Here is a 26948-nt window from a genome sequence, read left to right as displayed (position 1 = left end):
CTTAAAAATGATTGTAAACAACTTTGGTATTCAACTAATTCAAGAAGAGGAAAGTAAAAAAATGTTTGATTTATCAGGCCAGAAATTTCTTTCCGATTTAGAAGGCGTTAGATATACCTCTTACAAAGACACAGGAGGAGTTTGGACGATTGGACGAGGAATCATCAGGTATGAAGACGGAAAAAAAGTACAGCCCGGCGATACAATTACAAAAGAAAGAGAGCAAAAACTCTTTATGAATACGCTGCAGGGATATGTCGATAACGTCAATAAAAATGTAAAAATTAGCCTTAAGCAAAATCAGTTCAACGCTTTGGTGTCTTTTTGTTACAATGTAGGAATAGGCGCGTTTAACAAATCTACACTCTTGAAGAAGGTCAATATTAATCCGAACGATAAGGAAATAAGAGCCCAATTTATGAGATGGATTTACGATAACGGAAAACCAATTCTCGGTCTCAAAAACCGTAGAAAAAAAGAAGCCGATTTATATTTTTTAAACACAATATGAAAATATATAGTACCATATCTTGTCTCATGATGTTACTTGTTTTGAGTGCCTGCCGTACCAATCGGCAGGTAACCCAAACCAGCGAAATTGTAACAGGAACTAGTTCTGTTAAGATTACAAAATATCGTGATACAATCTTGTTTACTCCTAAGGCTTCAACAAGTTTACAAATCCCTTTAAATGCTATTTCAAAATGTGAAGATGGAGATGTTATTACTAGAATGTCTAACACTATGATCCAAAAAAATGGAAATGCGAAGGTCGTTTTGAAGATACTTCACGACACCATACGAGTAAGTGCAGAGTGTGACAGTTTAGCCTTGACAGCAAACATCAGACAGGATTTTGAAAGCCAAAAAACGGATACTAAAATCAATAATAAAAATGTAACAACCGATACTGGCTATACATTTTGGGATTTAGTAAAAGCTTTTGGACTAGGTATATTGGTTTGTTTTATCATTTTATTAATTATAAAATTTTTTTTAAATGTTACCATACATAAAGTTTAATATTTCAACAAATGGACTTGGCCAAAGTCAGGCCGACATCCAAAAAACACCAGGACTACTTGTTACAGGTGTAACTGTAACTGGAGATGATAAAGTATTTGCTGGTGAATCATACCAAATTTTTTCTTTGCAAGAAGCTAAAGATTTAGGTATCGAAGCATCAGGAGTAAATTCATTTGCTTACAAGCATATCAAAGCATTTTATGACTATGCGGGAGAAAATGCAGAGTTATGGTTTATGCTGATTACATCTACTATGAAAGATGCCTTGGACAAGGACATAGAGCCAAATTTTGCAAAAAAATTAATTTCTGATGCAGCCGGCAAAATACGCGTACTAGGTGTTGTCAAGAAATTTGAAGGAACAGTAACTCCCTTAGAAAGTTTAGATAAAGATGTTATTGATGCGGTGGAAAAAGCGCAGGAATTAGCTGATTATTTTACAGGTAAGTATATGCCATTCAGAGTTGTGCTTTCCGGAAATGCTTTTACAGGTAATTTCACGACTCTTAAAAATTATTCTTTATCTAATTACAATCGTGTTTCTATCTTGTTAAGTAATACAGATGGCCAAAAAGATGCTTCTGTTGGTTTAGCTCTAGGTAGGTTGGCAAGTACGCCTGTTCAGAGAAACATCGGACGTGTAAGAGATGGTGCTGTAGAAAATAACTCTGCTTATTTTACAGATGGTAGCAAAGTAGAATCTCTATCAACTCAATGGAGTTCTATCGACGGAAAAGGCTATATTTTCTTGCAAAATTATGCAGGAAGAAGCGGATTCTATTTTTCTGATGATGTTACTCTTACCAAACCAACAGATGATTTTAAATCTTTAGCAAATGGTTTTGTTATGGATAAAGCAATGCTTATTGCTTATGATATGTTGTTGGAGTTTTTAAAAGACGAGGTTCCTGTAAATACAGACGGAACTATTCACCCTTCTATTATTAAGTCTTGGCAATCTGCAGTAGATACTCAAATTAGATCTTTAATGGTTGAACCTGGTAATCTAAGTGATGTTAATGTAAATATTAACCCTAATCAAAATGTAGTTTCAACAGGTGAAGTTGTAATGCAGGTTGCACTATTGCCAGTCGGATACGCAAAATATATAACCGTAAATATTGGATTTACAACTAACGCTGAATAATTATGCCAAATACTTTTGATTCAAAACAATACAGTTGGTCTGATCTCTCTATCGTAATGGGTGGGAGAATCGTAACAGGAGCAACAGCCGTAGAATACACAAAAAAACAAGAGAAAGAATTGTTATACGGTAGAGGAAACACGCCACATAAAATTACCCGTGGTAATAGATCTTGCGAAGGAAAGCTGACTCTATGGCAATCTGAGCTAGAAGCTATGATCAGAGATGCTAAAGATAAGGATATCTTGAAACTGAACTTTGATCTAGTGGTTTCTTATGTACCAGAGGATGGAGGACAAACGGTTGTTGATATCTTGAAAGGATGTGAATTTACCGAGGTGAAAAAAGGAATGGCTCAAGGAGACAAAAATATGTCGGTTGAATTGCCAATCATCTTCCTTGATGTGAAACCACAATCCTAACTCTATATAAATTCTAACTCGAATAAAGACCTGTCACAAGGCGGGTCTTTATTTAAAAAAACAAACAAAACAATGACAGTAACAGCAGAACAAATTCAAGAATGGAAAGAAAAATACGGAGGTGTGTATGAACTACCTATTGAGGACAAATCTGTATTTCTAAGAGAACCGAGAATGCCAGATTTTAAAAGAGCTTTTACAGCCATGCAAAAAGGTGGCGATATTGCTTTTGGAGAAGATATGCTTAATACTTTGTGGTTGGAAGGTGATGAAGAAATTCGTAAAAATGACGAGTACTTCTTGCCGGCTCGTAAAGAATTAGTAGACTTTTTTAACTATCCCGATGCCGTAACTAAAACAGTGAAAAATGGCACCGAAATCACTGTGGAAGATTCCAAATGTACTGTGAGAGTGATTACAAGGGAAGATATCAGAATGGCTGAAAAAAGAAACCCATCTGGCAAACCTTTCCAGACACAAGAAGCATTATTTGATCAAATTGTTTTATCAAAAGATGCTGCTTACAATGATAAGGATAATCCACAAATCAGATTTCCTCTATACCAAGCAATTGAGAAGTTGCAAAACAAAAAAATTGCAAGCTTAAAAAAGCTTTAAACGATGCGGTTATCGATACAGATGACGCATCGGCAAGAGATTATTCTCAGATCATAGATCTTAGGCTCTACAATGCCTATATCAATTACTACCTGCATATTCCTAATCCTGATTTATTGAGTGATGAAGAGTGGGCAGAAAAAATACAAGACCTGCACTTTATACGCCAGCAGGAAAAGAAAGCATCAGAAACTAAATAAATGAACGCATTCAATTTTATAGCAACACTTAAGGATCAAGCCAGCTCTCAACTAAAAAAGGTTGCAGATCTTTTTGGTGTAGTTACAACCAAAGCGAAAGGTTTTACCGATAAATTAAAAAATATAGTATTAAGTGACAAAGTTTCTTCTAAGCTGATAAGTATGGGAGAAAAATTGGACGCAAATATTCAAAAAATAAGCAATTTTCGAAAGAAAGCCGGTGAAATTGCAGGTGTTGGTTTTGAAAAATTAACAGGAATAACATCAATGTCCGATTTTATAGATAAGGCAATTGAGGCTCGAAACGAATATAAAAAAATGAGTAATGAGCTTAATAACGCTTTAGGAGATAAAATTGGTTCGGGGGCTATGGCTATGCTCACAGATTTTGCAAAAAATACGCCTTATCAGTTGAACGATGTCGTGGGAAGTTTTACAAATCTTACCAAAAATGGAATATATCCTACTTATGATGAAATGATGAAGTTAGGTGATTTGGCAACCTCACAAGGCAAATCCTTTGATGATTTATCAGGAGCTATTCTAGGTGCGCAAGGAGGACAGTTCGAAGGTCTGAAAGCATTGGGTATCGACGCTTCTAAACAAGGTGATAAAATCAGAATGACTTTCAAAGGCGTTACCAAAGAAGTTGCAAATAATGGACAGGCAATTAAAGATGCTGTAGCAAGTTATGGCGCAATGGATGGTGTGTCTGGCTCTATGGAAAAATTTTCCCAAACTTCTGCAGGTCAGATTGCGAATATTAAAGAAGAATGGTGGAATTTTCTAGTAACAATTGGAGGTTATTTTGAAGTCTTCGGTGCTTTGGCTATGCAATATTTATCACCAGTTATTGATTCAATAAAAGAGTTTATTGATGTAGCATTTGGAAATGGTATTGGAGAACCAACAGATCTTTTCGGAGGTATGCTTTCAGGTTTGCTCGTAGTTATTGATTTGTTTTCAACAGGTTTAAGTGCTGTTATAGAATTCTTAAAACCATTGGCGCCTTATATTTTGGATGCTGCAATTGCTTTTGGGATTTTCAACTTGGTTATGGCAATTAGTCCAATAACCTGGATTATTATAGGAATTGTTGCATTGATATCAGTAATAGGGTTGTTAATTAAATATACAGATGGTTGGGGAGCAACTTTTACAGCGCTTGGGAGTTTGATCAAACTTTGGTGGCAACAGGTGAAAGCAGATTTCACAATGGGAATTGATATTGCAATTTATTTATTCAATAAGTTACGGTACACCGCTTTTGAAATATTTGATAAGATTGGTCAGAAAATAAGCAATGTAGGAGAAGCGGTCAAGAAGGCTTTAAGTTTTGATTTTAAAGGAGCTTATGAATCATTAAATAAAGAAGTTACATCTGAGTTTACAGCCAAACTTCAGGAAAATGAAAAATCTCTTCAAAAAAATGGGAAAACATACGTCCAAGGTACTTTAAATCGTGGTCACGATGCAGCAAAAGCAGTTGGGCAAATGGGATTAAGTATTAATGGAAAAAAAATATTAAATGATTTCAACAATACGCTCGAAGCTTTTAAAGGATCTACTGGTGATAAAAAAGGTAATGCAAAAGATTATAATGATGGAATAAAAGATCTGTTAGGTAATGGTGATAAAAAATTATCCAAAACTCCTGCAAATCAAGTTGCAAAAAACAGAGCGCAAGGAGATGGTATTACAGAAGGGGGTAACAAACAGACCAATATTGTAATCAATATAGGCAAGCTACAAGACCAGACGGTAATACAAGTTAATAAGACAGAACAAGGGCTGTCTAACTTAGGAGATAAAGTACAAGAAATACTGTTAAGAGCAGTAAATAGTGTTAACCAAATGCAAATAGGATAATGGCAGAATTTGATTTTAAAGAGTTGGTTGCAAGAGCACATTTTGATTATGTAGGTCCGGCATTTCCGAGCTGGTGGCTTACAAACAAAACTAAATTTGTTTTTCCATCACTTAATAATATAGGAAAGGATCTTCTTTTAGGTGGACGGTATTTTACAACTTTAAAAGTTGCTGATAAAAAAGGAAATCAATTCGTCTTTCCAAATGAACCGTTGATCTCCCTGCAACGTGATAAAAAGATTGTTGAAACTACAACGGTAGGTAAAGAACGAAAAGGATCTGTGAAAGAATATATATCGTCTGAAGATTATAAAATCAGTATAAAAGGTGTTTGCGTTAATGAAAATGATTGGGACTCTTATCCTACAGAACAGGTTCGTGAACTGAAGAATATGTTTGATCTGAGCGAAGCTTTAGAAGTTATTTCGAATCCTTTTCTGGAACTCTTCGAGATTCGAAATATGGTTTTGACAGATATCAAGTTTGATGAGATGTCAGGAGAAGCAGGAATGCAGAGATACAGTATTAGTGCAGTGAGTGATCAGGATTTTTATGCTGATTTGAAAGACAGATCTAAAATAATAGATACAGTAAGTAATCTTAATCTAGCAACTCTTATCTAATGTATACTCTCTCTGCAAAAATAGAAATTGGAAATTTTGTCTTTGATTCGGTTAATGATGTGGAGATAACAAAATCGGTAGAAGAATTATCAGATACAGCAGTTATCAAAGTTCCCACAAAGTTCAAAATCAAAGATAATAATGAGGAAAAATATATTGAAGAAGTTATCAAGGTTGAGGATTCTGTAAAGATAATATTAGCCTATGACGGAAAATATGAAGGAGTTGAGTTTGTTGGATATGTAAGCAAAATTAATCCAAAGACACCTATTGTTGAGATTCATTGTGAAGATGCAATGTGGTTGTTGAGAAGAAAAAGTGTTAAGGGTAATTGGGGTAAAACAACCTTAAAAACAATTTTAGAAACAATTGTTTCCGGCACAAAAATCCAGTTATCCACAAAAATCCCGAATTATGAGATTACAAAATATACCGTCAAAAATAAGAATGGCGCGCAGGCTCTGCAAGAACTGAAAGCAAATGTTAGTCTCTCGGTATTTATAGATGATGATTACAGTCTGTATTGCGGATTAGAGCAGGCAACCAATATTGGAGAGAGAGTAATATATGATCTTAACTATAATCTGGTTGAAAATAATCTGCAGTTTATATCTAACGAAGACAAAAAAATAAAGATTGTAAGGACTTGGATAGACAAAAAAACCAATAAAAGAAAAACATATACTACCGGTGATAAAGATGGAGAAGAGAATACAATGAATATAGATGGTGTTGTGAGTGAAGCGGTTATAAAAGAGATGGCGGAGAAAGCTTTCAAAGACGCTAAAAATGGTGGATTCACAGGTGATTTAACCTCTTTTTTGATTCCTTTTGCAACAAGAGGTATGGCAGCTGAAATTATAGATACTGAACACAAAAACAGAGAAGGAAACTACTTTATAAAAAAAGTAGTGACCACATTTGGAACCAGTGGAGCCAGAAGAAAAGTAACATTAGGAAATAAATTATAATGAACGATTTACAAAAGGCATTTGCAGCACTCAAAGCCAGGTCCATTTCTACTTTTCCTGCAGAGGTTATAAGTGTAGACAAAGAATCAGGCACTTGTACGGTAGATGATGGAGAAATCCAATATGAAGATGTACAGCTTTCTTCTATCGTTGATGGAAAAAAAAATCAATTATTCATTTTTCCACTTGTTGGCTCATCGGTTTTGGTATCGCCTATAGAAGAAGATATTAATTGGTTGTATGTAGAAGTGTATAGTGAAGTAGAAGCAGTTGATTGGAAGATTGATAATGTTAATTTCAATATTGATAAAGATGGCTTTTTGCTCAAAAAAGAAAATGAAACGCTGAAAAAACTGATGGTTGATTTGATTACAGCTATTCGTCAGATGAAATTCACGACCAATACAGGGAGTACAATAACACTAGTTAATGATCTTCAGTTTGAAAGTGTTGAAAATAGATTTAAAAACTTTTTAAAATAGGTTTAAATATGCCAATGTCCGAACAAATACTAGCAGATAAAATTGAAAATGTAATGTTAGAATGTGCTGATGAAACAGACAATCCCGAATCATCAAGAAAGAACTTTTCATCAAAATTAGCAGCCGCAATTATAAATGAAGTGAAAAAAATGACAATTATGGCAACTGCGCCTAATGGTCCAGTTACAGTTACAAGTATTGAATAATAATGAAAGAATTTATAATTTATAAACAACATCTTGTAGCAATTCTGGCGACTATCAAAAAGCCTTCGGTATTGATTCCTGCTGTTGGAGTAGTAAGCTTATCCAATTTTGAAAAAGCATTTTTTCTCTTATTGATTTTGATGCTTGCAGATTATGTCACAGGAATAATGGCTTCCTGGAACCAATGGGAAAAATCAGACAAGACAACAAAGTTTTGGAACACAGGATTTACCAGCGAAAAAACAAGACTTTCAATAATAAAGAGTGTTACTTATTTCCTTTTTATCATTCTTACTTACGGGATAGAGATTATTTTCAAAATCAAATCTTTTGGGAGTAACCAATATACAGAACACGAGGTAACTCTTACTTTGGTTGCAATTGCAATCAGTTGTGCGATAGAGTTTTATTCAATCTTTTTTGAGAATCTCCCCAAAGCAGGATTTGATATCTGGAATTATTTAAAAAAAATGACCGGCAAAGCAAAAAAAACGGTTACAACTGTAAAAGAAATTACCAATGGCAACAACGACAATAGCAGTTCTACATAATCAATCACTTTTAGACTTTGCTATACAGCATACGGGAAACGTTTTGAACGCATTCGATTTATCAATCGCAAACGGAATAAGCATCACAGATGATCTAACTGTAGGAATGTCTCTTCTGATTCCGGAAACAATAGTAAAAGATCAGGAAATATTAGATTTTTATACTGCAAAAAACATAAAACCTGCAACTGCATTGACAGTTGATCCGGAAGAAGAAATATTAGAAGGTATCGGTTACTGGTACATATATTATGATTTTAAAATAAGTTAAAATGGCAAGAACATTACAGCAGATCCAGGACTCGATCTTAAGCGCTAAAGAAACTCAAACCGAATTATCAGGCTTAACGGACTCGTTAACAACCAATAGCAAAACATCAATTTGGAAACTTTTTATTTATGTTGTTGCTTATGCGATTTGGGTGTTAGAAACTCTGTTTGATACTCATAAAGCTGAGGTTTTAGATGCATTAACTCAATTAAAACCTCATACTGCGAGATGGTATAGGAATAAAGCTTTGGCATTTCAATATGGTGTAGGCTTGGATTTTAAATTAATTGAGGATACAGACCAATTCAATAATGCAACTTACACTGCGGAGCAGATTGCAGCTTCAAAAATTATTAAATATGCGGCTGTTACAGAAAGTTCGATTGAAAGTCGATTGATTGTAAAGATTGCCACTGAAAAAAATGGACTCTTGGAACCAATTGGTGAAGATGAAAAGTTCAGTTTCGATGCATACATTAATGAGATTAAAGATGCCGGTGTGAAAATTACAGTTCTCAATTATGTGCCAGATCGACTTCAGTTAAAACTAACAATTAAAATTGATCCCATGGTACTAAACAGAAATGGGATGAAGATTCTAAAATCAGATGGTGGAGAATTCCCAGTAGTTGAAGCTATTTCTGCCTATATGAAAGAGTTACCATTTAATGGGATGTTAGTTCTCAATCACCTTGTAGATAAACTACAGGCTGTAGAAGGTGTATTGGACCCACGATTAGAATATGCAAAAACTTCTTGGATTGATACAGCTTCTAATGGTTACGGAAGTTTGAAAGATATCAAAGGAGAAACCCTGCCGGTAAGTGGATATTTTACCTGGTCGCTCTCAAATGAAGAATATAAAACAATTATAGAATATGTGGTATAATATAGATATTGATAAACTGGCTTTGCTGCTATTACCAACTTTTCTTAGAGGTAAAAAGATGAAAGCTTATCTCAAATCATTGATCTTTCCAATTTCTAAATTATATGACTCCTTTATAATTAATCGTGAGGACAATTTATTCAACGTCAACCATAATGGACAAAAATGCTACTTAAGAGCGGTACTGAATGAGGAATACGATCGACAACTTAGAAGAATAGAAATAGATGATGGGAATCTGCATGATCGCATTTACATCTATCCGGAAGTGCAAATCATCGGTCAATTAGATCTTATTAAGAATCTTGGGACATTATATATTTATAGTGATGATGATTATGGTGATACTGGAGTGGATTTTTATGTTAGAGTTCCATCAGCTGTCGAATATGATGCTTACAAAATAAAATACTTAATAGATTTTTACAAATTAGCGACAAAACGCTACAAAATAATTACGATATGAATTATATCAATTTTAATCAAACAGGTGGTTTTCCACTCTCTACTAATATTCTAGACGCCTTACAAACTTCATATAATCTTTTTAATCAATTAGGAAATTTGGCTGGTGATTTTGCTATTATTTCTGGATGTCAGGTTAATGGATCTTCAGTTACAGATGGTACAGTATTTTTAAATGGTGAACTATTACCGTTTCAGGCAGGTAATTTATCAGATACGGTTATTATTACTGTAGAACCTGTTAAAGCAACTTTCCAGGATGCAGAACAAAGAGATGTTATTTACAAAAGGCAAGTAAGATTTGGAACAGCAGGCCCAGAAGATACTTATGCTTGGTCACGTTTTAAAAGAATTTTTAAGACAACAGAAATTGAGGCTTTTAAACTAAGCCATGATAATAGTATTGCTAATCACAGCACAAGTCTTTCTAATCACGAAGCGAGAATCGCTAGTCTTGAGGCAAAAGTTGCAGCATTAGAAATTAAACCATCTGCAATACCAATTGGCATGATTGCTATCTGGAATAAGCCTTCAACAGTTGCTATTCCTAAGGATTGGCAAGAATGTACAGATTTAAAAGGACGTGTACCTGTAGGTTGGTTGCCAAACGATAGTGATTTCGGTTCTATTGATAATTACAAAGTAGAAGGTGGAGAAAGAACTCATATATTATCAAAAGATGAAATGCCAAGACACAGCCATAGATTTTTATATGGTTCGTACACAAGAGGGACAGGTAGTTCCAATACTCCCATAGCAGTAAATGGTACAGCCGGAACATCATACACAACTGAAGAAGGTAGCGGTCTACCACATAATAACTTACAACCTTACAGGGTAGTTAGATTTATAGAATATATCGGTCCGACAAACTAAAATAACAATTATGGCACTAGATACTGGTAATAATCCCGATCAATTAATAATAATTCCTCTTACAACACTTAAAAGTTGGTTTGTGACAGGTGCAAAGCCTACGCAATCTCAATTCCACGGCTTGCTGAACAGCTATTATCATAAGAGTTCACAAATACCAATGAGTGGTATTAGTGGTCTGTCTACAGTGTTGGGTAACAAAGCAGATGCTTCACAATTGCAATATTATGCAAAAACAGATGCGTCTAATATCAATGCTCAAGCTTGGAAAGATGCTCTTAATGTTGGAGAGTTGCCGCCCAATGTAGGAACTATAGATTATGTAGATGAAAATGGGTTTACTCATAATGGTAATGCCTATAAAAAAGTAGATAATCCGGATAATGGAGAAAGGGGAACTTATGTTTTAGGGATAGATGGAAGAGCGGTTGCAATAGATGATTTTGGAAAAAACGTAACTAATTCCGATAATACAACAGATGGCAGTTATGTCCAAACCCAAAGTGATGGAGACTCCTGGACTTGGGAAACGAACGGTAATCCTTGGTTTTTGAAAAATTTGCCGGATAAATCAAATGATACTTTATTCACAGATTTTGTAGGAAAGAATACAGCAGGACAATTCGGGAAAATAGGATTTCAAGCATTTAAAGCCACTGCTCTAACTTGGTCTCAGGCAGAAGCATTGGAATTTGGTCAGATACTCAATGGGGGAGCAGGAAGTGCAGGTATGATGTCGGTAAATACTATTTCGCCTCCTTTGTTTGAGAGAGAAGACAATGATGTGTACCTGGTTTTGAGAGGGGCTAATTTGTATCTTAATGCAGATTCTATGTCTATAGAAATATTAAGAGCCTCGGATAATGTAGTTCTAGCAACTGTACCCAATTCTCAAATTAGTTTATATGCTGATGGATTATCTTTGGTTTTCTATTATAACTATAATGCTCTATCCATAGGAGACTATAAATTGAGGCTTAAAAGTGGTGCAAAAATATTAACGACTTCTTTACAATTTAAGATAGTTTCCTCAGTAGAGAATATCGATATTTCTTCAATTACTTGGAACAAGTTGGTTGATAGTACCTATATTACAAATGATATGAGTACAGGAGCAGGCGCACAGGTTAATATGATTGAAAATAAAGTAAATCAAGTAACGGCAACGCCAGTAATATCTTTTCTATCTTCAAAAATGTTTGATCAAGGTGATGACTGGTATGTAGAATTACAAGTTACAACAGGTGCTATACCTATAGACAGTAGCATTGGAGTCTACACGGCGGTAGAAATTTTAAGAATAGGTGTATGTTATTCTAACGTACAAAATTCTTTATCTTTTATACCTATTCATTTTTGGAGATATTTAAAAACTTGGGCTGGAGGTACATTGTCAACCAACATTAATCCTAATACGGGGAATACTGATTATTCGGGTCAGAGTACCATTTCTAAAACAATAGTTTTAAGTATTACTAAATTAGGCAACTTGCTTACTATTACTGATGGTTCTCAAGTGGGTTTCATTACTATATCTAACAATTCAGGGTATGCTTTATCGGCACAATTAAAAGGTATAGGAAGTAATAATACAGAAAGCCCAAATCAGGCAGAAGCTCCAACATTAATTATAACTAAGGCATTTAAAATTATATAATAAATATTTAATAACAGTGACTAAGAATTCTATTAATTTAAAATTACTAGTCATTTAAAAACAAAACATGGCACTTGACAACAATAATACACCTATGGAATCGGAAGTAGTAGAGCTTTCGAGACTTAAGAGCTGGTTTGTAACAGGCGCAAAACCTACGCAATCTCAGTTCCACGGCTTGCTGAGCAGCTATTATCATAAGAGTTCGCAAATACCAATGAGTGGTATTAGTGGTCTGTCTACAGTGTTGGGTAACAAAGCAGATGCTTCACAATTGCAGTACTATGCAAAAGTAGATGCATCCAACATCAATACACAAGCTTGGAAAGATGCTCTTAATGTTGGAGAGTTACCAGCTAATATCGCGACCATAGATTATGTAGATGAGAATGGGTTTACACAAAATGGTAATGCTTATAAAAAAGTTGATAATCCGGATAATGGAAAAAGGGGGACTTATGTTTTAGGGATAGACGGAAGAGCGGTTGCAATAGATGATTTTGGAAAAAACGTAACTAATTCTAATAATACGACAAATGGCAGTTATGTCCAAACCCAAAGTGAAGGTGATACTTGGGTGTGGAATACTAATGGAGAACCATATTCCATTACAGAATTACCAAATAAAAGTGATGATAGTCTATTCACAGATTTCTTAGGGAAGAACTCTGATGGACAAATAGCAAAAGTTGGATTTTCAGCTTTTAAAGATACAGCAAACAGTTGGACGAATGCTCAGAGGTTAGAATTTGTAAGAATATTGAATGATAACGCATCGCAAGAAGCCATGTCTATTGGTGCAATATACCCTTCAGTAATGCCTCTGGAAAATTATGATACTACATTTATTATTACAGGAGCAAATTTGAATTTATCCCAGGTTAGTAGAAAAGTTGAGATTTTAGATTTAAATTATAATGTTTTACTCACAGTTGAAGGAGATAAAATAACTGTGATTTCTCCAACTGAATTAACCTTTACTAAAAATATCTACGAATTAGGAGAAGGTGAATATAAAATAAAAGTGTGGAGTGGAGTGGCAAATACTACTTCTGAAATGTCTCTTCAAGTTTTAGTTGGATTATCGCGCAAAGATTTATCTGGTTTAAGTTGGAACATCCTTACTAATTCTAATTATAGTAATACATTATCTGTAGGTGCTGGCGTAACGGGTATTATAAAACAAGAAAATGTTTCTTCGGTTCCCAGTTTATCTACTTTTATTTCGATGAAATCTTCTCCGGCGTTTCTAGCTGGTGAAGACTGGTATGTTGAAATCCAATTGACGGATGCTATTTCGACAGATGCCGGTATGAGAGGATATAATAGTACATTAAAAAATACTTTTGGGGTAATGTATAATTCAACTGCGAATAATTTACTTCCATTAGGCTTAGTGTATTATGGGCAATCATTTCTTTACTATGCGGGAGGAACGGTTGTAGCGTATAATTTTACTCTAAATAACAATCAGTTTAAAATGACCACTGGTTATTCTACAACTGTAGATTCTACTATTGTTATTTTAAAACAGGGCAATGTTTTGAAAATTACAGGTGAGGGTAAAACGTCTACTACTATTATAAGTAATAATGAAGATTATTCATTTGTAACTCAGTTGATATCACACTCGTCTGGGGTTTCAAATAAACAATTGTCTTGGAATATTATAAAGGCATACAAATTAAATTAAAACTTTATATCATTTCAAAAATTTGGTTTCTTAGTAAAGAACACTTAAATAATTCACTAGATACATAAAATTTAAATATCCACCACAAATGGATTTAACATATAAAACCAAAAATAAATGGCAAACAACACTAATATACCTATGGAATTGGAAGTAGTAGAACTTTCAAGACTTAAAAGTTGGTTTGTGACAGGTGCCAAGCCTACACAATCTCAGTTTCACGGCTTGCTGAACAGTTATTATCATAAGAGTTCACCGATACCTATGAGTGGGATTGATGGTTTATCAATAGCATTATCAAAAAAGGCAGATTTGGTCAATGGTTTGATTCCAGAATCTCAACTTCCTTTCACAGTCAATTCCAATGAAGTTCTCTCTATCGGAAATATTTCCATTAACAGTGGAAATGTTACTATCGGAGTTAACGCAGAATTTGGAATTAACAAAGTCAGAATCAATGGTCAAATCTTAACAAATAATTTTCCTACAACTTTGTCATTTATGCCAGTTTCTGGTGGCAATAAGTTCCTTCGTATTGTTGCAAGAAATGAACCTGGTTTATTTTTTCTAAAAGAAGGTAACGAAGGAGATGATCCTCAGGAGCCCGCGCTTGCTCCTGGAGAACTGCATGTAAGATTAATTTTGCTGACCCCAGAAGGACCTGTTGTTGATCCTGAAACATTGAATGGTTTTAAAGACAAGGCAGAAGACAATTGGAAAAAAATTACCTATATAAGTGGCTCGATATTTAATATCCAATATACAGATAAGAGGCAAAATTTTTATTTAACCCCTGGATCAAAAGTATTAAATGGGACAACTTATTTGGCAGGAATTCAGTTTGTAGAAGAAACTACGAGGGACTTAGAGTTTCTGATTTTTAATAATTCGATTTCTTCAATAGAAATTTCAGCAAATCTCAGCAGAAGATTAATAAAAGGATTTTCTCAGCCATTTACAATAAAATCCAAGGAGCATGTCTTGGTGAAATATGATCATTCGCTTGATTGTTTAGATGTAATCAAACTAGGAGGAAATGTTTCTGATATTGTTATAGACAGAACCTTGCAGGGAGATTCTACCTCTGGTTTCCCATTAGGCTTATCTGCCGAAAAGAATGATGAGATTGCGGGCAAAATTACGAAACCAATTGATATTGTAAGTTTACCGACGTTGGATTATTTTTATATTCCATTGTTGAGTAAAGATGGCGACTCTGTTCAGATGGATGTCACGGCTTATATGAATAACAATTACTATACAAAAACACAAATTGCAGCATTAGGATACGTCACTACAGCGGCTATGAATACTGCGTTATCCAATAAATTGGATAAGGTTTCAGGAACAGGAATTGGTTTAGCTCAGATTAATAATAATGGATCATTATCTCGAGTGTCTGTTACGACAAATCCCATTAGTAAAGTTATTGGTAAAGATACTTTAGGTAATATAACTGAGAATAATGCAAAAAGTTATAGCAGTATTAGTATTCTATCATCAATACCTCCATATAATGAACTAGAAGCATTTGGAACGGATGAAGTTCAAGCTCAAAATTTAAATGGTTTTTTTAAAAAAGTTGGTTTACACTGGCATTTTTATCAAGCAACAACAGTTATAACGGAATAATTATGTTAAAAGATCTTTATGGAAACATTATGACAAATACATCTGGAGAAGTTTTAAAATCCCCAGATTTACCTGTTATAGAATTTGATCATAATCAAAGTGTTTTTCCTCCTATCCAAGGGATGGCTAGTCCTGTATTTCAATTATCATCTAAGCCAGGTACTAATAATACGGTTAATTTTGATTACGGTGATGGTAGCGCAATAGCATCATATAATTTTACCACAAATACATCTATTCCCACATATACTTATCCCGCAGGTGCTGCTAAAAGAACTGTAAAAATGTGGTTTTCTAATCCTAATAATATATATTCTATAACAATTTCTAGACAAAGATTAATCGGGAAATTTCCAGAGAATTTATTGTTTTATAGATTTTCTAGTGCTGTTAGTATTTCATCAGTATATTTTGAAGAGTTCCCAACTGGGTTGGGAGGTGGGTACTTTCAAACGCTTAACCTTAATTCGATAACACCTAATTCTATTAGTTTTATTCCAACTTGGATAACTAACTCAAGGATTTTTCAATTAGCATTATCTGGACTTAATTTGTCAAATAAGCTAAATAATAATTTGGATAAAATTATTAGAATAAAAGGTATAACTAATTTGTCATTAGGAAGTTGTTCAATTAATACCTCTTCAATACCATCTAATTTTAAAGATATTTCTACTTTAAGGACTTTAGCTTTTGCTGCTAATCCAGTTCAAAATATATCTCAAGAAATAAATGATATGAAACAAATAACACATTTGTCTTTTGGTTATAGACATCAAGTAAATTGGACAAATGGTATGGGTAATGGAGCTCTGACGTCTTGGGGGGTTGGAATCGGTGGTATGAATTTGAATCAATTATCAATTGTGTTTGCTGCATCTGGTCAACTTTTACCTTTAACACCACCTACGGGAATAGAGCTATGCCCTGCTTTAAAAACAATCGACTATAGAAGCGCATATAAAGGAAATCAAACAAGGATGGATACATTAGTAACTAACTTTTATAACATTGTTGTTGCTAAGGCTATAATATCAAACTCGTCAACAATAGAAGGGCTTCTTAGAAAAGTTAATTGGCTAATATCTTGGGTAAATTTTTACGCAGGTGCTAATGATAGACCTTCTGGTATATTTCAAGCTCCTTTAGTTGGATTCAACCTTGGAGTAGATAATGGAAAGCCAGAATCTCCAATGGAGATGTTATATGTGCTTTGTAAAAATTATAGATGGACCGTCGAAGTAATGAATGAAACACTAACTGATATACAAACTTTATCATAGAACATCCAGAAACAAATAATAATTTTACTCCCTCAAGATTATGTAATTAGGATTTTAGTATTATAAGATTGTGCTGGTGGCAAACAAACTAGTATATCAATCCACTGCTTTCTGAATGTTTATATATCATAGAAACTTCCTGATGTGGACTAAAGACTATTGATGGTTTTCAATATTGTCAAAAGATGTAAATATGAAAAGCTTCAATTGAGGACATTGTGATAATTCACAGGACTTAATTATGGTAAAGATAAAAATCTATATCAGCGAAAAGCTAATACTTTAAAGGAAATATGGTTGTTACTTTATTTGACACTAATTTATAAAATCATAGTGTATTCTTAAATTTTTTTGTCATTTTGTTTTATTTTTAAAGACATTATGATTTGCAGATTATAGCAATTATACTATACATCGAGAATTGCAATTTATTTTTCAGTGTAAAAATAAGTCTGGTTCATTTAAGTATATAGTAACCTTATTTATTCTATTCGGCCTATGAAAAATAATCTTTGTCCACTTTTCGAAAATTATGATAAATGAAAAGTAAAAAAGTGCGATAAATTTTTAAGGAGATTCAAGCTTCTCAGATATTATAGGTGATCAGAGATTTTAAATAATTTTTCTTAAACTCGATAAAATAAATTTTCTGTCATAAATAATTATTTTTATCAATTACAAACTGTTTTTAATCATTTTACAGGTATGCTTTTTGTTTATTAACTAAAAAATAATCAAATCCAAATTGTATATTATGAAAAAAAACAAACTATCTGACATCAAACTGGAGCAATTGAAAGAGCATGAGACTGACAACTCTGATCAGGCACTTACAACTAATCAAGGTCTAAAAATAAGTAATAATCAGGACTCTCTGAAATCGGGAGAAAGAGGACCAAGTTTATTGGAAGATTTTATCTTGAGAGAAAAAATCACTCATTTTGACCACGAGAGAATACCTGAAAGAATTGTTCACGCGCGTGGCTCCGGAGCACACGGCACATTTAAAATCAATAAAAGTCTGGCAAAATACACCAAAGCAAAATTCTTATCAGAAGAAGGAAAAGAAACACCTGTTTTTGTGCGCTTTTCTACCGTTGCAGGAAGTGCGGGAAGTACAGATCTTGCGCGAGATGTACGAGGTTTTGCCATCAAATTTTACACTGAAGAGGGAAATTATGATCTGGTAGGGAATAATATTCCAGTGTTTTTTATTCAAGATGCAATGAAGTTTCCTGATCTGGTTCACGCTGTAAAACCTGAACCCGATAATGCCATTCCGCAGGCTGCATCTGCACACGATACATTTTGGGATTTTATTTCCTTAATGCCGGAAAGTATGCATATGATTATGTGGGCAATGAGTGACAGGGCGATTCCAAGAAGTTACCGAATGATGGAAGGTTTTGGAGTTCATACTTTCAAATTTATTAATGAGGAAGGGAAAATACATTTTGTGAAATTTCATTTTAAACCGAAGTTAGGTGTTCATTCCGTAGCTTGGGATGAAGCGACTAAAATTTCGGGAAAAGATTCAGATTTTCACAGGCGAGATCTTTGGGAGGCCATAGAAAACGGTGCTTTTCCGGAATGGGATTTTGGAGTACAAATTATTCCTGAAGAGGATGAACATAAATTCAATTTCGATCTGCTCGATCCTACAAAGCTGATTCCTGAAGAAGAAGTTCCTGTTGAATTGGTCGGAACTTTAACGCTTAACAGAAATCCCGATAATTTCTTTGCGGAGACTGAACAGATAGCTTTCCACCCTGGCCATTTGGTCCCAGGAATTGATTTTACCAATGATCCTCTGTTGCAGGGAAGATTGTTTTCTTACACTGATACGCAGTTGTCAAGATTGGGTTCGTCGAATTTTCACGAGATCCCTATTAACAGATCCATTAATACTGTTCATAATAATCAGCGTGACGGACATATGCGCCAACAGATCGTTAAAGGAAAAGTAAGCTATGAGCCAAACTCTATCGGCGGCGGCTGTCCTTTTCAGGCGATGTGGAAAGATGGTGGTTTTACATCACAAGAGGAAAGAGTTGATGGAAAGAAAATACGAGCGAGAAGTCAAAGTTTTGTAGATCATTATTCCCAAGCAAAATTATTTTATAATAGCCAATCGGAACCTGAAAAGATGCACCTTCAAAATGCATTGATTTTTGAATTGTCAAAAGTTACAATTCCTGCAATCCGTGAAAAAGTGGTTGGGCAATTGGCTTTTATCAATAAAGATTTAGCGGCGTTGGTTGCTAAAAAAGTGGGTGTTGATGTTACTAAACTAAAACAACCCAATGGAAGTATTCCTGCAGATGCCGATTCGAAAACCTTACAAAGCCCTGAAAAAGAACCTTCAACAAAAAGTTCTGATGCTTTAAGTATGAAAAATACGGTTAAAAATACTATAAAAAGCCGTGTTATCGGTTTTATTATGGAAAATGGTGTAAATGCAAAAGATGTAAACACTCTGAAATCGAAACTTGAAAAAGAAGGAGCTGTAATACAGGTCATTGCGGGAAGTCTTGCGCCTGTAAAAGCGGATGACGGAACGACTTTTGAGCCGAAACATTCTCTTACAAGTACAGCAAGTGTCTGCTTCGATGCTCTGTATATTTCCAGTGGTAAAAAGTCTGCAGAAACCTTGTTGAATGAAGATAACAAACCGGGAGCACTTTTATTTGTAAATGAGGCTTATAAGCATTGTAAAGCAATCTACTTCGGAAAAGAAACTGATGAAATTTATAATGCAAGCAACGTTAAAAGTAAAAAACACGAAGATCCGGCAATTATTACCTCAGACAATAATAATTCTGATTATGCCTTTATTAAAGCTGTAGCCAATCACCGCGTTTGGGAACTAGAGAAGGATAGAAATAACCCGGCATAAGACATCTAATCACAAAATATTAAAGTTATGAAAGCAGCAGTTTTTCACGCACCGGGTAAAATTACCTGTGACACAGTTGAAGATCCGAAAATTGAAGATCAAAAAGACATTATACTCAAAGTAACATCGACGGCGATTTGCGGCAGCGATCTCCATATGTATTCCGGAGGAATGCCACAATTAAAACCAATGGTTATGGGGCATGAATTTATGGGAATAATAGAAGATGTCGGGAAGAATATTACCCATCTAAAAGTGGGAGATAGGGTCGTAGTACCTTTTCCAATAGCTTGCGGTGGGTGTTATTTTTGTGAGCATGATCTTCCGGGAGCCTGTGAAAACAGCAATCCCGACCATTATGGTCCGGAAGGTGGAATCTTGACGGAAAAAGGTGGCGGAATGTTTGGATACACCGATCTGTATGGTGGTTATAGCGGGGGACAAGCTCAATATGTGAGAGTTCCATATGCTAATTTTGGCCCTAGGAAAGTCCCTGAAAATTTAACTGATGAACAGGTGTTATTCTTGACGGATATTTTCCCAACCGGTTATACAGGAGTAATGTGGGGAGATCTGAAAGGAGGAGAAACTGTTGCTGTCTTTGGAGCGGGACCAGTAGGATCGATGTCCGTTAAAAGTGCGATCCTTCACAATGCCAGGAAAGTCATTGTAATTGACACATTACAGTATAGGCTCGATCAGATCAAAAGACTAACTGGCTGCGAAACGATTCTATGGGAAAGCGCAGAGCAGACGGTTGAAGAAATCAGAAATCTGACGGATGGCAGAGGTGCAGATCTATGTATTGATGCCGTCGGTTTTGAACCAGAGCGGAACCTATTAGATAAAGCGAAAGCAGTTTTAAATTTTGAAAAAGGCTCCATTAAAGTTTTAGAAGCTTGCATGAGTGGTGTTCGAAGAGGAGGCTTTGTTTCTGTGTTAGGAGTTTATCCTGTGAGTTATGATAATTTCAAGTTGGGTCAGATCTTTGATAAGGGAATAACTATCAAGGCCGGACAATCGCCAGTTCATTCTATTATAGATAAACTACTAAAATATGTGGAAACAGGTCAGGTAAAATTGGATGATATTATTACACATAAGTTAAGTTTGGACGATGTAGCCAAAGGTTATGAAATTTTCCATAAAAAAGAAGATGGATGTGTTAAAGTAGTCCTGGATCCATGGATTTAAAAAAATTAGAAAGACCATCACAATGATGGTCTTTCTAATTATAGTATCAATTTTAAATTGAATTACGAATTAATATTATCATATATTCCTTGGAATTGATGACTTGAATCTTTGATTTTTTTGAGTTGTTCAGAAATGACTTCAGAACTTTCAGGATCAAGATCACCGCTGTCCAATGCCTCCTGATACGATTGTATGGCAGCCTTCTCACCGAAGATAACATTCTGTAATGTCGATTCTTCTAAATGACTGACAATGACTGAATTTTTAATATCAATCCAAGCTCTGTGAAGGCTTCCGGACAAAGAAACTGAATCACTGGGATTACCACCTAAAGAAGTAATCAGATTAATGATCTCATTCTTCATTATTTTACTTTGGGTAGTAATATGCTCATATTGATCCTTAAGTTGATGGTTCTTCTCCCACACCTTGCCTTCAACGTTTTCAAAACCCTCCAAACGGTCATTAATGATATGAAGAAGATCATTTAAAATTGAAATTGTTTTTGAATTTTCCATTATATATTGATTATTTCAAATATTGAAATAACAATTATAATGCCCAATTTTTTAATTTTTAATTTTTTAAATTATTGATATGCTAGGTTTTAACCATAAAAAAGATTCAACTGATAAAAACCTATTTGGCTTAAAAATGGTTAAATAGATTTTATCAACTTTAAACTATTTCTAATGCAGAATGACAACAATATTATCATCATAGGAGGTGGATTTGCTGGTGTAGAACTGGCAGAACGTATGGCGGAGGACGGATGCTGTGAAAATTTGATATGGACCGAATCAGTGTTAAAGTACTATTTTGGTTAGCTGCGGTTTTACCACCAAAATCAATTGCAAACTGAACCGTGTTAATTTGTAGAACAGATGACAGTTTATCACAATTAGGATTGCTTGGCGCGACAGGTGTCAGAAAATGGTTCGTAAGAAGTGTAAATTTATCACTGTTACTACTAGTTTTAAAAACAATTTTCAGATTGACCCCTTCAGCTTTGGAGTTAGCAACCTTTTTACCCTTCTTGGATATTACCTGTTTTAAGCTTTTCTCCAGATGTTTATATCTTAAATCAGCAAAATGTATTTTTGACTTAGTATTTTCTCGTAATCCTGTGATTGTAGTCCCGTCTAAAACATAGATGTTATCGGAACAGCCGGAATCATGAAGGTGATTTTCAGAGATTATTTTTGTCCCCTTTGTAATGTAGATACCGTTATTTTCCCTTTGATAAATCTGGGATTGACCCGGAAAGTAGATGAGAAAGAACAGAAAAATATATACAGCACAAGTTCTCTCAATTTTAATTGCATCAAATAAGAATAACTGGTGTCTGTAATTTTTAAAATCGTCCTGATGTATCAATTTCTAAATCTTTTATTTTGATAAAGATTGATACAAAAGTATTTTAGGGCAGAATAAAAAGAGGTCCTGGAACCCTCTCGGTCACGCTTGCGAGTGAAAACGAGGGGGATGTCTTGTTTTTAAATATTTGAAAACCAATCCTTTGAATTTTCGTCAATTTGTATTGCTAATTTTTTTCTCAATCTGTATTTTTTACTTTCCACCGATTTTATAGATGAGTTTGTATAGATAGCAATCTGTTTTGTAGTGAAACCAAGTTTTAGCATACCACAGTATTTTAAATCAGAAAGAGTTAAAGGAGCGGAAGAAGTATTGTTTATTTTATTATAAAAATCCGGAAAGAACTTATTGAACTTTTCGACAAAAAGCGCATCATTTATTTGAGCCGATTCTACAAGATGCTTGAGACTTTCCTCAGTAATGTCATCTGCACTAATTAATTCCTGTACGCGAAGCAGCTCATTTTTCAAATTCTCAATTTCTTCCTGCTTGTAGAGATTCCTATTAGATGTAAAATAGTATTCTTCTCTTTTGACATGAAAAAAATAAGAATTCAGCATCAGTATAGATAGCATACAACTAATGTTGAGAAGTAATAAAGTATTTCTGAAAGCAAAATATTTTTCACTGTTTCTTATCAATGTAAAGTTGCTTCCTGCAGAGAGATACAGGTTGGAAAGAATAAATAAAAGGATAAAGATAACAAACATTTTGTTTTCCTTTATGGATAAAAAGATAAATACGGCAGACAGCATAGGGAAATAGAAAAGGAAGATTCCGCTTTCTATTCCGCATAAAGAAGAATAGTAGTTCGTAATACTGCACAGCAATAAAAATATAAACGAGATTACATATTTATTAGTTCTTAGTGATTTGAAAAAAGTAAAAAACATATAAAACAGAGAGGATACCGCGAGAAGAATGTATGTAGTTATACCAAAACCTATGAACAGAAAACTGAAAAAGCTTTGGACTGAATAAATAATGGCAAGCAGGAAGAGGTACTGGTTGGTCAATATGATTTAATCCCTGTTTTTAAGAGATAATCCCGATTCCTCTAGTCCCCAATATGAAACTCGGTCATAAACGAAGAAAAATTTTATTCATTGGTCAATTATTTAATTTATACGAAAAATCACAAAAAAAACGTGGCAAATTCACCACTTGTTACAGAAGCCCTACCAAAGGCAATAACACAAAGAGAAAGGGACGCCCAATAATACCGCAGGCACTTCAACTTTTCTTCCAGTTTTACATTGAAAAATTTGATCGTATTCCGTAACAGAATTTAAAGTGAAGTGCTAGATTTTAAATGATTTTATTCAAATTACTATATAAATTTAAGTGTTGCAAAGATAACTATTTACATTATGAATAAAATTTATTAAAGATTTATAGGTTAGGGTTTTCCGTAATTATCTAGTGACGATTATGAATTAATACTAATATTCATAACTAAATTATTATTTTATGGAATCAACTAAAGCTATTAAGCCAGATTCAAAAGCCTAACAAACCAGATTGAACTCCATACAAAATACTAAGAGTTACCCTTGAAACAAAACCGAAAGATCCGGATTTATAATCTCATAAGCCCGGAGATTCTAAATAGGTTTTGCTCGTAAAATCCCAATGAGAAATTTGTATTTTTTGTTGTTAAAAAGATAGAAAAATTCAGTGAAAATACTGAATGGAAAATTTTTGCTGATTTTTATTGTTTACGGAAATCCACAAGAAGAGAGATTTGTCAATTAGTAAATTTGGAAATAAATAAATAAATAAATAAATACGAATCTCAGGAAGCTATTTTAGGGATTACATGCTTTAGCACAAAATCTAAGAAACAATGTTGCCTGCTTAGAGCAAGTTCTTATATTTTTCAAAATAACGAAGATTTTAATAAATAGAAAAATCCGCCTCAAATTTTTGTGAGACGGATTTTTTAGATTATCATTAAATTTTTTATCATGGTTTCCAGAAAGACCAGACTTTACCATTGTAGATCGCGAGCTGTTTGGTGGTGGTATCATATGCCATTGTACCAGGCTCGGGATTGATAATATTGAGGTGCGGACTTGGCACTTTTGGTAATACCATTGCCTTTGTTGTATCCTCCAAGACTAAAATACCCGGTACGCTGGATGGCGTCCCAATACTCATTTTAGCCGTTGCAATCTCTGTAGTTGGCGTCTGGAGACTGGTATTGACAACACCTGTGGTATCGAAGTTGGCAGTACCATCTACTGTGGTAGTTTCATTTTTTGATAAATTAAACCAAGTGGTAGCGCTGTTTTTGTACTTCAATATCTTATCGGTAACGTCGTAAATAATTGTACCTGTCACCGAACCTGTGGTGCCCGCGGCTGAGGTGACCCAAGGGACTACAATGCCTCTGCCATTAGGCGCAACATAATCTCCGAACTCCAATGAGATGGATGGATTGGGTGTGCTGGTAGCGGGAATAACAGAAATCGTGGCTTTCCCAATTGCTACCTGTGCCATTGCAAAGCTTCCAAAAAAGAGCAGTGCAAACTTTATTATTTTTTTCATTTTTTGATATAGGTTAAACAAAATGATCAGAAAAAATTATAGTTTGGATCAAATTTCAGCCGATATCTTTAAGTGAACAGAGAGGTAATGTATCCTAGTAGATTAAGAATTGGGATTTGGAAACTAATCCCGCTGATATATCAGTTTTTATGTCATAAGTTAACTGATCCCTTAAGTTCTATATAAAAGTATGAGTACTTTAAAGAAACAACAATCTGCATTATTTTGGAATCAAAATCAAAAAAAATGGCTCAATTTGGAGCCTTTGGGTCGATTGTGATCAAGACGAGCGTATCTTCAAACACTTTTATCGATGATTTACTTCGTTTGAGCCAAATCAAAAAGGAATTAGTAACCCCGATTTTAATATTTAATCACTTGTAGTTGTAGAGTTTTTGCAAATTACTTTTTTAGTAAATGTAATAATCCAATATAAACAAAGAAGGTGTTATTGATATGATTGTTGTATTTAAATATCGTACGGTACTTTTAATCAATTTATTACGTTCCGGCTGCTTGAAAATTCTTTGTAAGTATACACATTGTAAGGATAGATTTTCTTTGCCAGAATTTTAGAAATAACACTACTGATGAACAAAGGAAACAGCAATAGATATCCAGACGGTACTATACTGGAAATAATAAACGTGGCAGTAAGAGGGGCGTGAATAGCTGCGGAAAGCATGGCAGCTGCTCCAAATAACGCAAAATTAATAATCACAAGATGGGTACCTAAATAATGGTTGCAGAATTGGGCAAAAAATACCCCTAAAAACGCACCTGTAACAATACTCGGGGCAAATACACCGCCGTCACCGCCTGCACCGAGAGTGAGGGAAGCCGCCAATGGCTTTATGAAGATAAGCAAAACCAGAGGAATTAAATATGCGAGATTAACGATGTCGTACGAACTAAATTCGAGGATTTTACCAAGTCCGTGATAACTATCACCATATAAAGCCGGAAGAAAAAAGATAAATACCCCAACAGTTATGGCACCTAAATTTACACGGATGAAATTGTTGTTAATCCCACCAAAAAATGTTTTTGCGTAGATGACAATTTTCGTAAAATAAAGCGCAAATATACCTCCGATTAAACTTAGTATCATAGCAAAAGGTATGGATTGCCAACGCCAGTCCTGTACCTTAAATGTAAATAGTGGATTTGAGTCATAAAAATGTACAAATAGATGAGCTACAATCATCGAACTTATTCCACTGATCAGTAAGGTTTTATTGTATTTACGTGCAATAACTTCAAATGCAAATAAAAAACCGCCCAGCGAACTTCCAAAGAGTACGGTTACACCCGCTATAATACCTGCACATATCAGTTCCGTCTTGTAGGCCCAAGCACTATGCAAATGTTTGTAGGCCTGATTACCAACTGTTGCGGTGGCAACTACTGTTGACACTTCTACTCCTGTAGATCCTCCGAAAATCACTGTTAAAAAGCCATTAACACAATGAGAAGGTATTTTAAAAAAAGGAAGATGATCTTTTCTTGTTTCCAGGGTTGTATATATTTCTTTAATTCCTTTATTTTTTCTGTTCTGAAAGAAATATTTACGTAGGAAGTAGATTGTTGTAATACCTACACTTGGTAAAAAGATTAACAATTTGTTTTCCGTGGCTATAATTTGTTCAAAGAGGTATTCTTGTACCTGTCCTGTTAAATGTTTTAAAGTATAAGATATAAGACAACAGATAATACTAACGATAATAGATATCCCGATTAATTTGACATAGCTGGATCTGATTATTTTCTTTCTGTACGCTGTATTGCCTTGCATAACTATTTTAGTTTTAAAGAAGATGTAAAGGTAACAGTTATTTTTTGAAATAGTAAAAGTTGCTTGTTACTACATACTACCTGTTTTTATTTAAACAATTCAAATGAAGTTTAAATAATTCATTGATTCATAAACTGAAAGTCCAACTGATCAAGGCAACGATATACTTAATTTTTTTACTTATAAATTCTGTCTTTTTGCAACATTGGAATTTTAGATAACTGTTAAAAATAGATGTTTTTTAATTTTGTG

26 protein-coding genes are annotated in these 26948 nt (G+C 34.3%); 21 read left to right on the top strand and 5 right to left on the bottom strand.

The genetic code is table 11. The features are described 5' to 3' along the window. Positions 1-7: 7 nt before the first annotated feature. The 21 genes from BUR19_RS10070 to BUR19_RS09970 all read left to right on the top strand — a co-directional run bounded on the left by BUR19_RS10070 (position 8) and on the right by BUR19_RS09970 (position 20971). On the top strand, positions 8-511 hold the full coding sequence (locus tag BUR19_RS10070) for a lysozyme (protein ID WP_083600737.1): 504 nt from the start codon (positions 8-10) through the stop codon (positions 509-511). Positions 512-537: 26 nt separating this feature from the next. Next, positions 538-1023, top strand: a complete 486-nt coding sequence (locus BUR19_RS10065; RefSeq protein ID WP_175565893.1) for a hypothetical protein — start codon at positions 538-540, stop codon at positions 1021-1023. Continuing rightward, positions 1001-2173 (top strand): DUF2586 family protein, encoded by a 1173-nt coding sequence (locus BUR19_RS10060; RefSeq protein WP_074235200.1) that lies wholly within the window; start codon positions 1001-1003, stop codon positions 2171-2173. The genes BUR19_RS10065 and BUR19_RS10060 overlap by 23 nt, the downstream gene beginning before the upstream one ends. A 2-nt stretch (positions 2174-2175) precedes the next feature. Beyond that, positions 2176-2595, top strand: a complete 420-nt coding sequence (locus BUR19_RS10055) for a hypothetical protein (RefSeq protein WP_074235199.1) — start codon at positions 2176-2178, stop codon at positions 2593-2595. A 72-nt stretch (positions 2596-2667) separates the two neighbouring features. Then, a complete protein-coding gene (locus BUR19_RS10050) occupies positions 2668-3213 on the top strand; it encodes a hypothetical protein (protein ID WP_074235198.1) in 546 nt (181 codons plus the stop codon). Between the two features lie 200 nt (positions 3214-3413). After that, a complete protein-coding gene (locus BUR19_RS10045; protein WP_074235197.1) occupies positions 3414-5282 on the top strand; it encodes a hypothetical protein in 1869 nt (622 codons plus the stop codon). Then, positions 5282-5905: a DUF6046 domain-containing protein gene (locus tag BUR19_RS10040; protein WP_074235196.1), complete on the top strand. Its 624-nt coding sequence runs from the start codon at positions 5282-5284 to the stop codon at positions 5903-5905. Before BUR19_RS10045 ends, BUR19_RS10040 begins: the two co-directional genes overlap by 1 nt. Further along, positions 5905-6876, top strand: coding sequence for a late control protein (locus BUR19_RS10035; protein WP_074235195.1), 972 nt, complete (start codon positions 5905-5907; stop codon positions 6874-6876). Before BUR19_RS10040 ends, BUR19_RS10035 begins: the two co-directional genes overlap by 1 nt. Further along, entirely contained in the window at positions 6876-7358 is a 483-nt protein-coding gene (locus BUR19_RS10030) for a hypothetical protein (protein ID WP_074235194.1), read from the top strand. Before BUR19_RS10035 ends, BUR19_RS10030 begins: the two co-directional genes overlap by 1 nt. A 14-nt stretch (positions 7359-7372) precedes the next feature. Further along, positions 7373-7564, top strand: a complete 192-nt coding sequence (locus BUR19_RS10025; protein ID WP_139297305.1) for a hypothetical protein — start codon at positions 7373-7375, stop codon at positions 7562-7564. 2 nt (positions 7565-7566) lie between these two features. Continuing rightward, complete coding sequence (locus BUR19_RS10020; protein WP_074235192.1) at positions 7567-8115, top strand: phage holin family protein; 549 nt, start codon at positions 7567-7569, stop codon at positions 8113-8115. Continuing rightward, entirely contained in the window at positions 8084-8386 is a 303-nt protein-coding gene (locus BUR19_RS10015) for a hypothetical protein (protein ID WP_074235191.1), read from the top strand. Before BUR19_RS10020 ends, BUR19_RS10015 begins: the two co-directional genes overlap by 32 nt. Before the next feature lies 1 nt (position 8387). Continuing rightward, positions 8388-9275 (top strand): nucleotidyltransferase, encoded by an 888-nt coding sequence (locus BUR19_RS10010; protein ID WP_074235190.1) that lies wholly within the window; start codon positions 8388-8390, stop codon positions 9273-9275. Further along, positions 9265-9741, top strand: coding sequence for a hypothetical protein (locus BUR19_RS10005; RefSeq protein WP_074235189.1), 477 nt, complete (start codon positions 9265-9267; stop codon positions 9739-9741). Before BUR19_RS10010 ends, BUR19_RS10005 begins: the two co-directional genes overlap by 11 nt. After that, a complete protein-coding gene (locus BUR19_RS10000) occupies positions 9738-10616 on the top strand; it encodes a phage baseplate protein (RefSeq protein ID WP_074235188.1) in 879 nt (292 codons plus the stop codon). Before BUR19_RS10005 ends, BUR19_RS10000 begins: the two co-directional genes overlap by 4 nt. A gap of 10 nt (positions 10617-10626) precedes the next feature. Continuing rightward, complete coding sequence (locus BUR19_RS09995; protein WP_074235187.1) at positions 10627-12273, top strand: hypothetical protein; 1647 nt, start codon at positions 10627-10629, stop codon at positions 12271-12273. A gap of 67 nt (positions 12274-12340) precedes the next feature. Beyond that, a complete protein-coding gene (locus BUR19_RS09990) occupies positions 12341-13966 on the top strand; it encodes a hypothetical protein (RefSeq protein WP_074235186.1) in 1626 nt (541 codons plus the stop codon). A 117-nt stretch (positions 13967-14083) separates the two neighbouring features. Further along, the gene (locus tag BUR19_RS09985; RefSeq protein ID WP_074235185.1) at positions 14084-15598 is read left to right on the top strand and encodes a hypothetical protein; all 1515 of its coding nucleotides are present in this window, start codon (positions 14084-14086) and stop codon (positions 15596-15598) included. A gap of 2 nt (positions 15599-15600) precedes the next feature. Continuing rightward, positions 15601-16881 carry a leucine-rich repeat domain-containing protein gene (locus BUR19_RS09980; protein WP_074235184.1) on the top strand — a complete coding sequence of 427 codons (1281 nt, stop codon included), beginning with the start codon at positions 15601-15603 and terminating at the stop codon, positions 16879-16881. A gap of 754 nt (positions 16882-17635) precedes the next feature. After that, complete coding sequence (locus BUR19_RS09975) at positions 17636-19777, top strand: catalase (protein ID WP_074235183.1); 2142 nt, start codon at positions 17636-17638, stop codon at positions 19775-19777. 27 nt (positions 19778-19804) lie between these two features. Beyond that, a complete protein-coding gene (locus tag BUR19_RS09970; RefSeq protein ID WP_074235182.1) occupies positions 19805-20971 on the top strand; it encodes a zinc-dependent alcohol dehydrogenase in 1167 nt (388 codons plus the stop codon). 62 nt (positions 20972-21033) lie between these two features. On the opposite strand, the gene BUR19_RS09965 is transcribed toward BUR19_RS09970, so the two are convergent. The 5 genes from BUR19_RS09965 to BUR19_RS09940 all read right to left on the bottom strand — a co-directional run bounded on the left by BUR19_RS09965 (position 21034) and on the right by BUR19_RS09940 (position 26696). Beyond that, a complete protein-coding gene (locus BUR19_RS09965) occupies positions 21034-21492 on the bottom strand; it encodes a PA2169 family four-helix-bundle protein (RefSeq protein WP_074235181.1) in 459 nt (152 codons plus the stop codon). A 199-nt stretch (positions 21493-21691) separates the two neighbouring features. Beyond that, on the bottom strand, positions 21692-22351 hold the full coding sequence (locus BUR19_RS09960) for a hypothetical protein (protein ID WP_074235180.1): 660 nt from the start codon (positions 22349-22351) through the stop codon (positions 21692-21694). A gap of 119 nt (positions 22352-22470) precedes the next feature. Beyond that, on the bottom strand, positions 22471-23061 hold the full coding sequence (locus BUR19_RS18715) for a helix-turn-helix transcriptional regulator (RefSeq protein ID WP_083600736.1): 591 nt from the start codon (positions 23059-23061) through the stop codon (positions 22471-22473). 1255 nt (positions 23062-24316) lie between these two features. Continuing rightward, positions 24317-24694 (bottom strand): hypothetical protein, encoded by a 378-nt coding sequence (locus BUR19_RS18820; RefSeq protein ID WP_139297304.1) that lies wholly within the window; start codon positions 24692-24694, stop codon positions 24317-24319. Positions 24695-25394: 700 nt separating this feature from the next. Beyond that, on the bottom strand, positions 25395-26696 hold the full coding sequence (locus BUR19_RS09940; RefSeq protein ID WP_074235177.1) for a chloride channel protein: 1302 nt from the start codon (positions 26694-26696) through the stop codon (positions 25395-25397). Positions 26697-26948: the final 252 nt, after the last annotated feature.

The sequence above is a fragment of the Epilithonimonas zeae genome (assembly GCF_900141765.1).
Classification (GTDB): Bacteria; Bacteroidota; Bacteroidia; order Flavobacteriales; family Weeksellaceae; genus Epilithonimonas; species Epilithonimonas zeae.
Note: the sequence above shows the minus strand (reverse complement) of the source record. Positions and strands in the feature narration are given on the sequence as shown.

What these genes read in the sequence shown, in the direction of transcription:
- BUR19_RS10040 (WP_074235196.1), top strand. Translation starts at nt 5,282, where the DNA reads ATGGCAGAATTTGATTTTAAAGAGTTGGTTGCAAGAGCACATTTTGAT.
- BUR19_RS09940 (WP_074235177.1), bottom strand. Translation starts at nt 26,696, where the DNA reads ATGCAAGGCAATACAGCGTACAGAAAGAAAATAATCAGATCCAGCTAT.
- BUR19_RS09995 (WP_074235187.1), top strand. Translation starts at nt 10,627, where the DNA reads ATGGCACTAGATACTGGTAATAATCCCGATCAATTAATAATAATTCCT.
- BUR19_RS10005 (WP_074235189.1), top strand. Translation starts at nt 9,265, where the DNA reads ATGTGGTATAATATAGATATTGATAAACTGGCTTTGCTGCTATTACCA.
- BUR19_RS10015 (WP_074235191.1), top strand. Translation starts at nt 8,084, where the DNA reads ATGGCAACAACGACAATAGCAGTTCTACATAATCAATCACTTTTAGAC.
- BUR19_RS09980 (WP_074235184.1), top strand. Translation starts at nt 15,601, where the DNA reads ATGTTAAAAGATCTTTATGGAAACATTATGACAAATACATCTGGAGAA.
- BUR19_RS18715 (WP_083600736.1), bottom strand. Translation starts at nt 23,061, where the DNA reads ATGTTTGTTATCTTTATCCTTTTATTTATTCTTTCCAACCTGTATCTC.
- BUR19_RS10050 (WP_074235198.1), top strand. Translation starts at nt 2,668, where the DNA reads ATGACAGTAACAGCAGAACAAATTCAAGAATGGAAAGAAAAATACGGA.
- BUR19_RS10020 (WP_074235192.1), top strand. Translation starts at nt 7,567, where the DNA reads ATGAAAGAATTTATAATTTATAAACAACATCTTGTAGCAATTCTGGCG.
- BUR19_RS10055 (WP_074235199.1), top strand. Translation starts at nt 2,176, where the DNA reads ATGCCAAATACTTTTGATTCAAAACAATACAGTTGGTCTGATCTCTCT.
- BUR19_RS10000 (WP_074235188.1), top strand. Translation starts at nt 9,738, where the DNA reads ATGAATTATATCAATTTTAATCAAACAGGTGGTTTTCCACTCTCTACT.
- BUR19_RS10065 (WP_175565893.1), top strand. Translation starts at nt 538, where the DNA reads ATGATGTTACTTGTTTTGAGTGCCTGCCGTACCAATCGGCAGGTAACC.
- BUR19_RS09975 (WP_074235183.1), top strand. Translation starts at nt 17,636, where the DNA reads ATGAAAAAAAACAAACTATCTGACATCAAACTGGAGCAATTGAAAGAG.
- BUR19_RS10070 (WP_083600737.1), top strand. Translation starts at nt 8, where the DNA reads ATGATTGTAAACAACTTTGGTATTCAACTAATTCAAGAAGAGGAAAGT.
- BUR19_RS09990 (WP_074235186.1), top strand. Translation starts at nt 12,341, where the DNA reads ATGGCACTTGACAACAATAATACACCTATGGAATCGGAAGTAGTAGAG.
- BUR19_RS09985 (WP_074235185.1), top strand. Translation starts at nt 14,084, where the DNA reads ATGGCAAACAACACTAATATACCTATGGAATTGGAAGTAGTAGAACTT.
- BUR19_RS10030 (WP_074235194.1), top strand. Translation starts at nt 6,876, where the DNA reads ATGAACGATTTACAAAAGGCATTTGCAGCACTCAAAGCCAGGTCCATT.
- BUR19_RS10035 (WP_074235195.1), top strand. Translation starts at nt 5,905, where the DNA reads ATGTATACTCTCTCTGCAAAAATAGAAATTGGAAATTTTGTCTTTGAT.
- BUR19_RS10045 (WP_074235197.1), top strand. Translation starts at nt 3,414, where the DNA reads ATGAACGCATTCAATTTTATAGCAACACTTAAGGATCAAGCCAGCTCT.
- BUR19_RS09970 (WP_074235182.1), top strand. Translation starts at nt 19,805, where the DNA reads ATGAAAGCAGCAGTTTTTCACGCACCGGGTAAAATTACCTGTGACACA.
- BUR19_RS10010 (WP_074235190.1), top strand. Translation starts at nt 8,388, where the DNA reads ATGGCAAGAACATTACAGCAGATCCAGGACTCGATCTTAAGCGCTAAA.
- BUR19_RS10060 (WP_074235200.1), top strand. Translation starts at nt 1,001, where the DNA reads ATGTTACCATACATAAAGTTTAATATTTCAACAAATGGACTTGGCCAA.
- BUR19_RS09965 (WP_074235181.1), bottom strand. Translation starts at nt 21,492, where the DNA reads ATGGAAAATTCAAAAACAATTTCAATTTTAAATGATCTTCTTCATATC.
- BUR19_RS10025 (WP_139297305.1), top strand. Translation starts at nt 7,373, where the DNA reads ATGTCCGAACAAATACTAGCAGATAAAATTGAAAATGTAATGTTAGAA.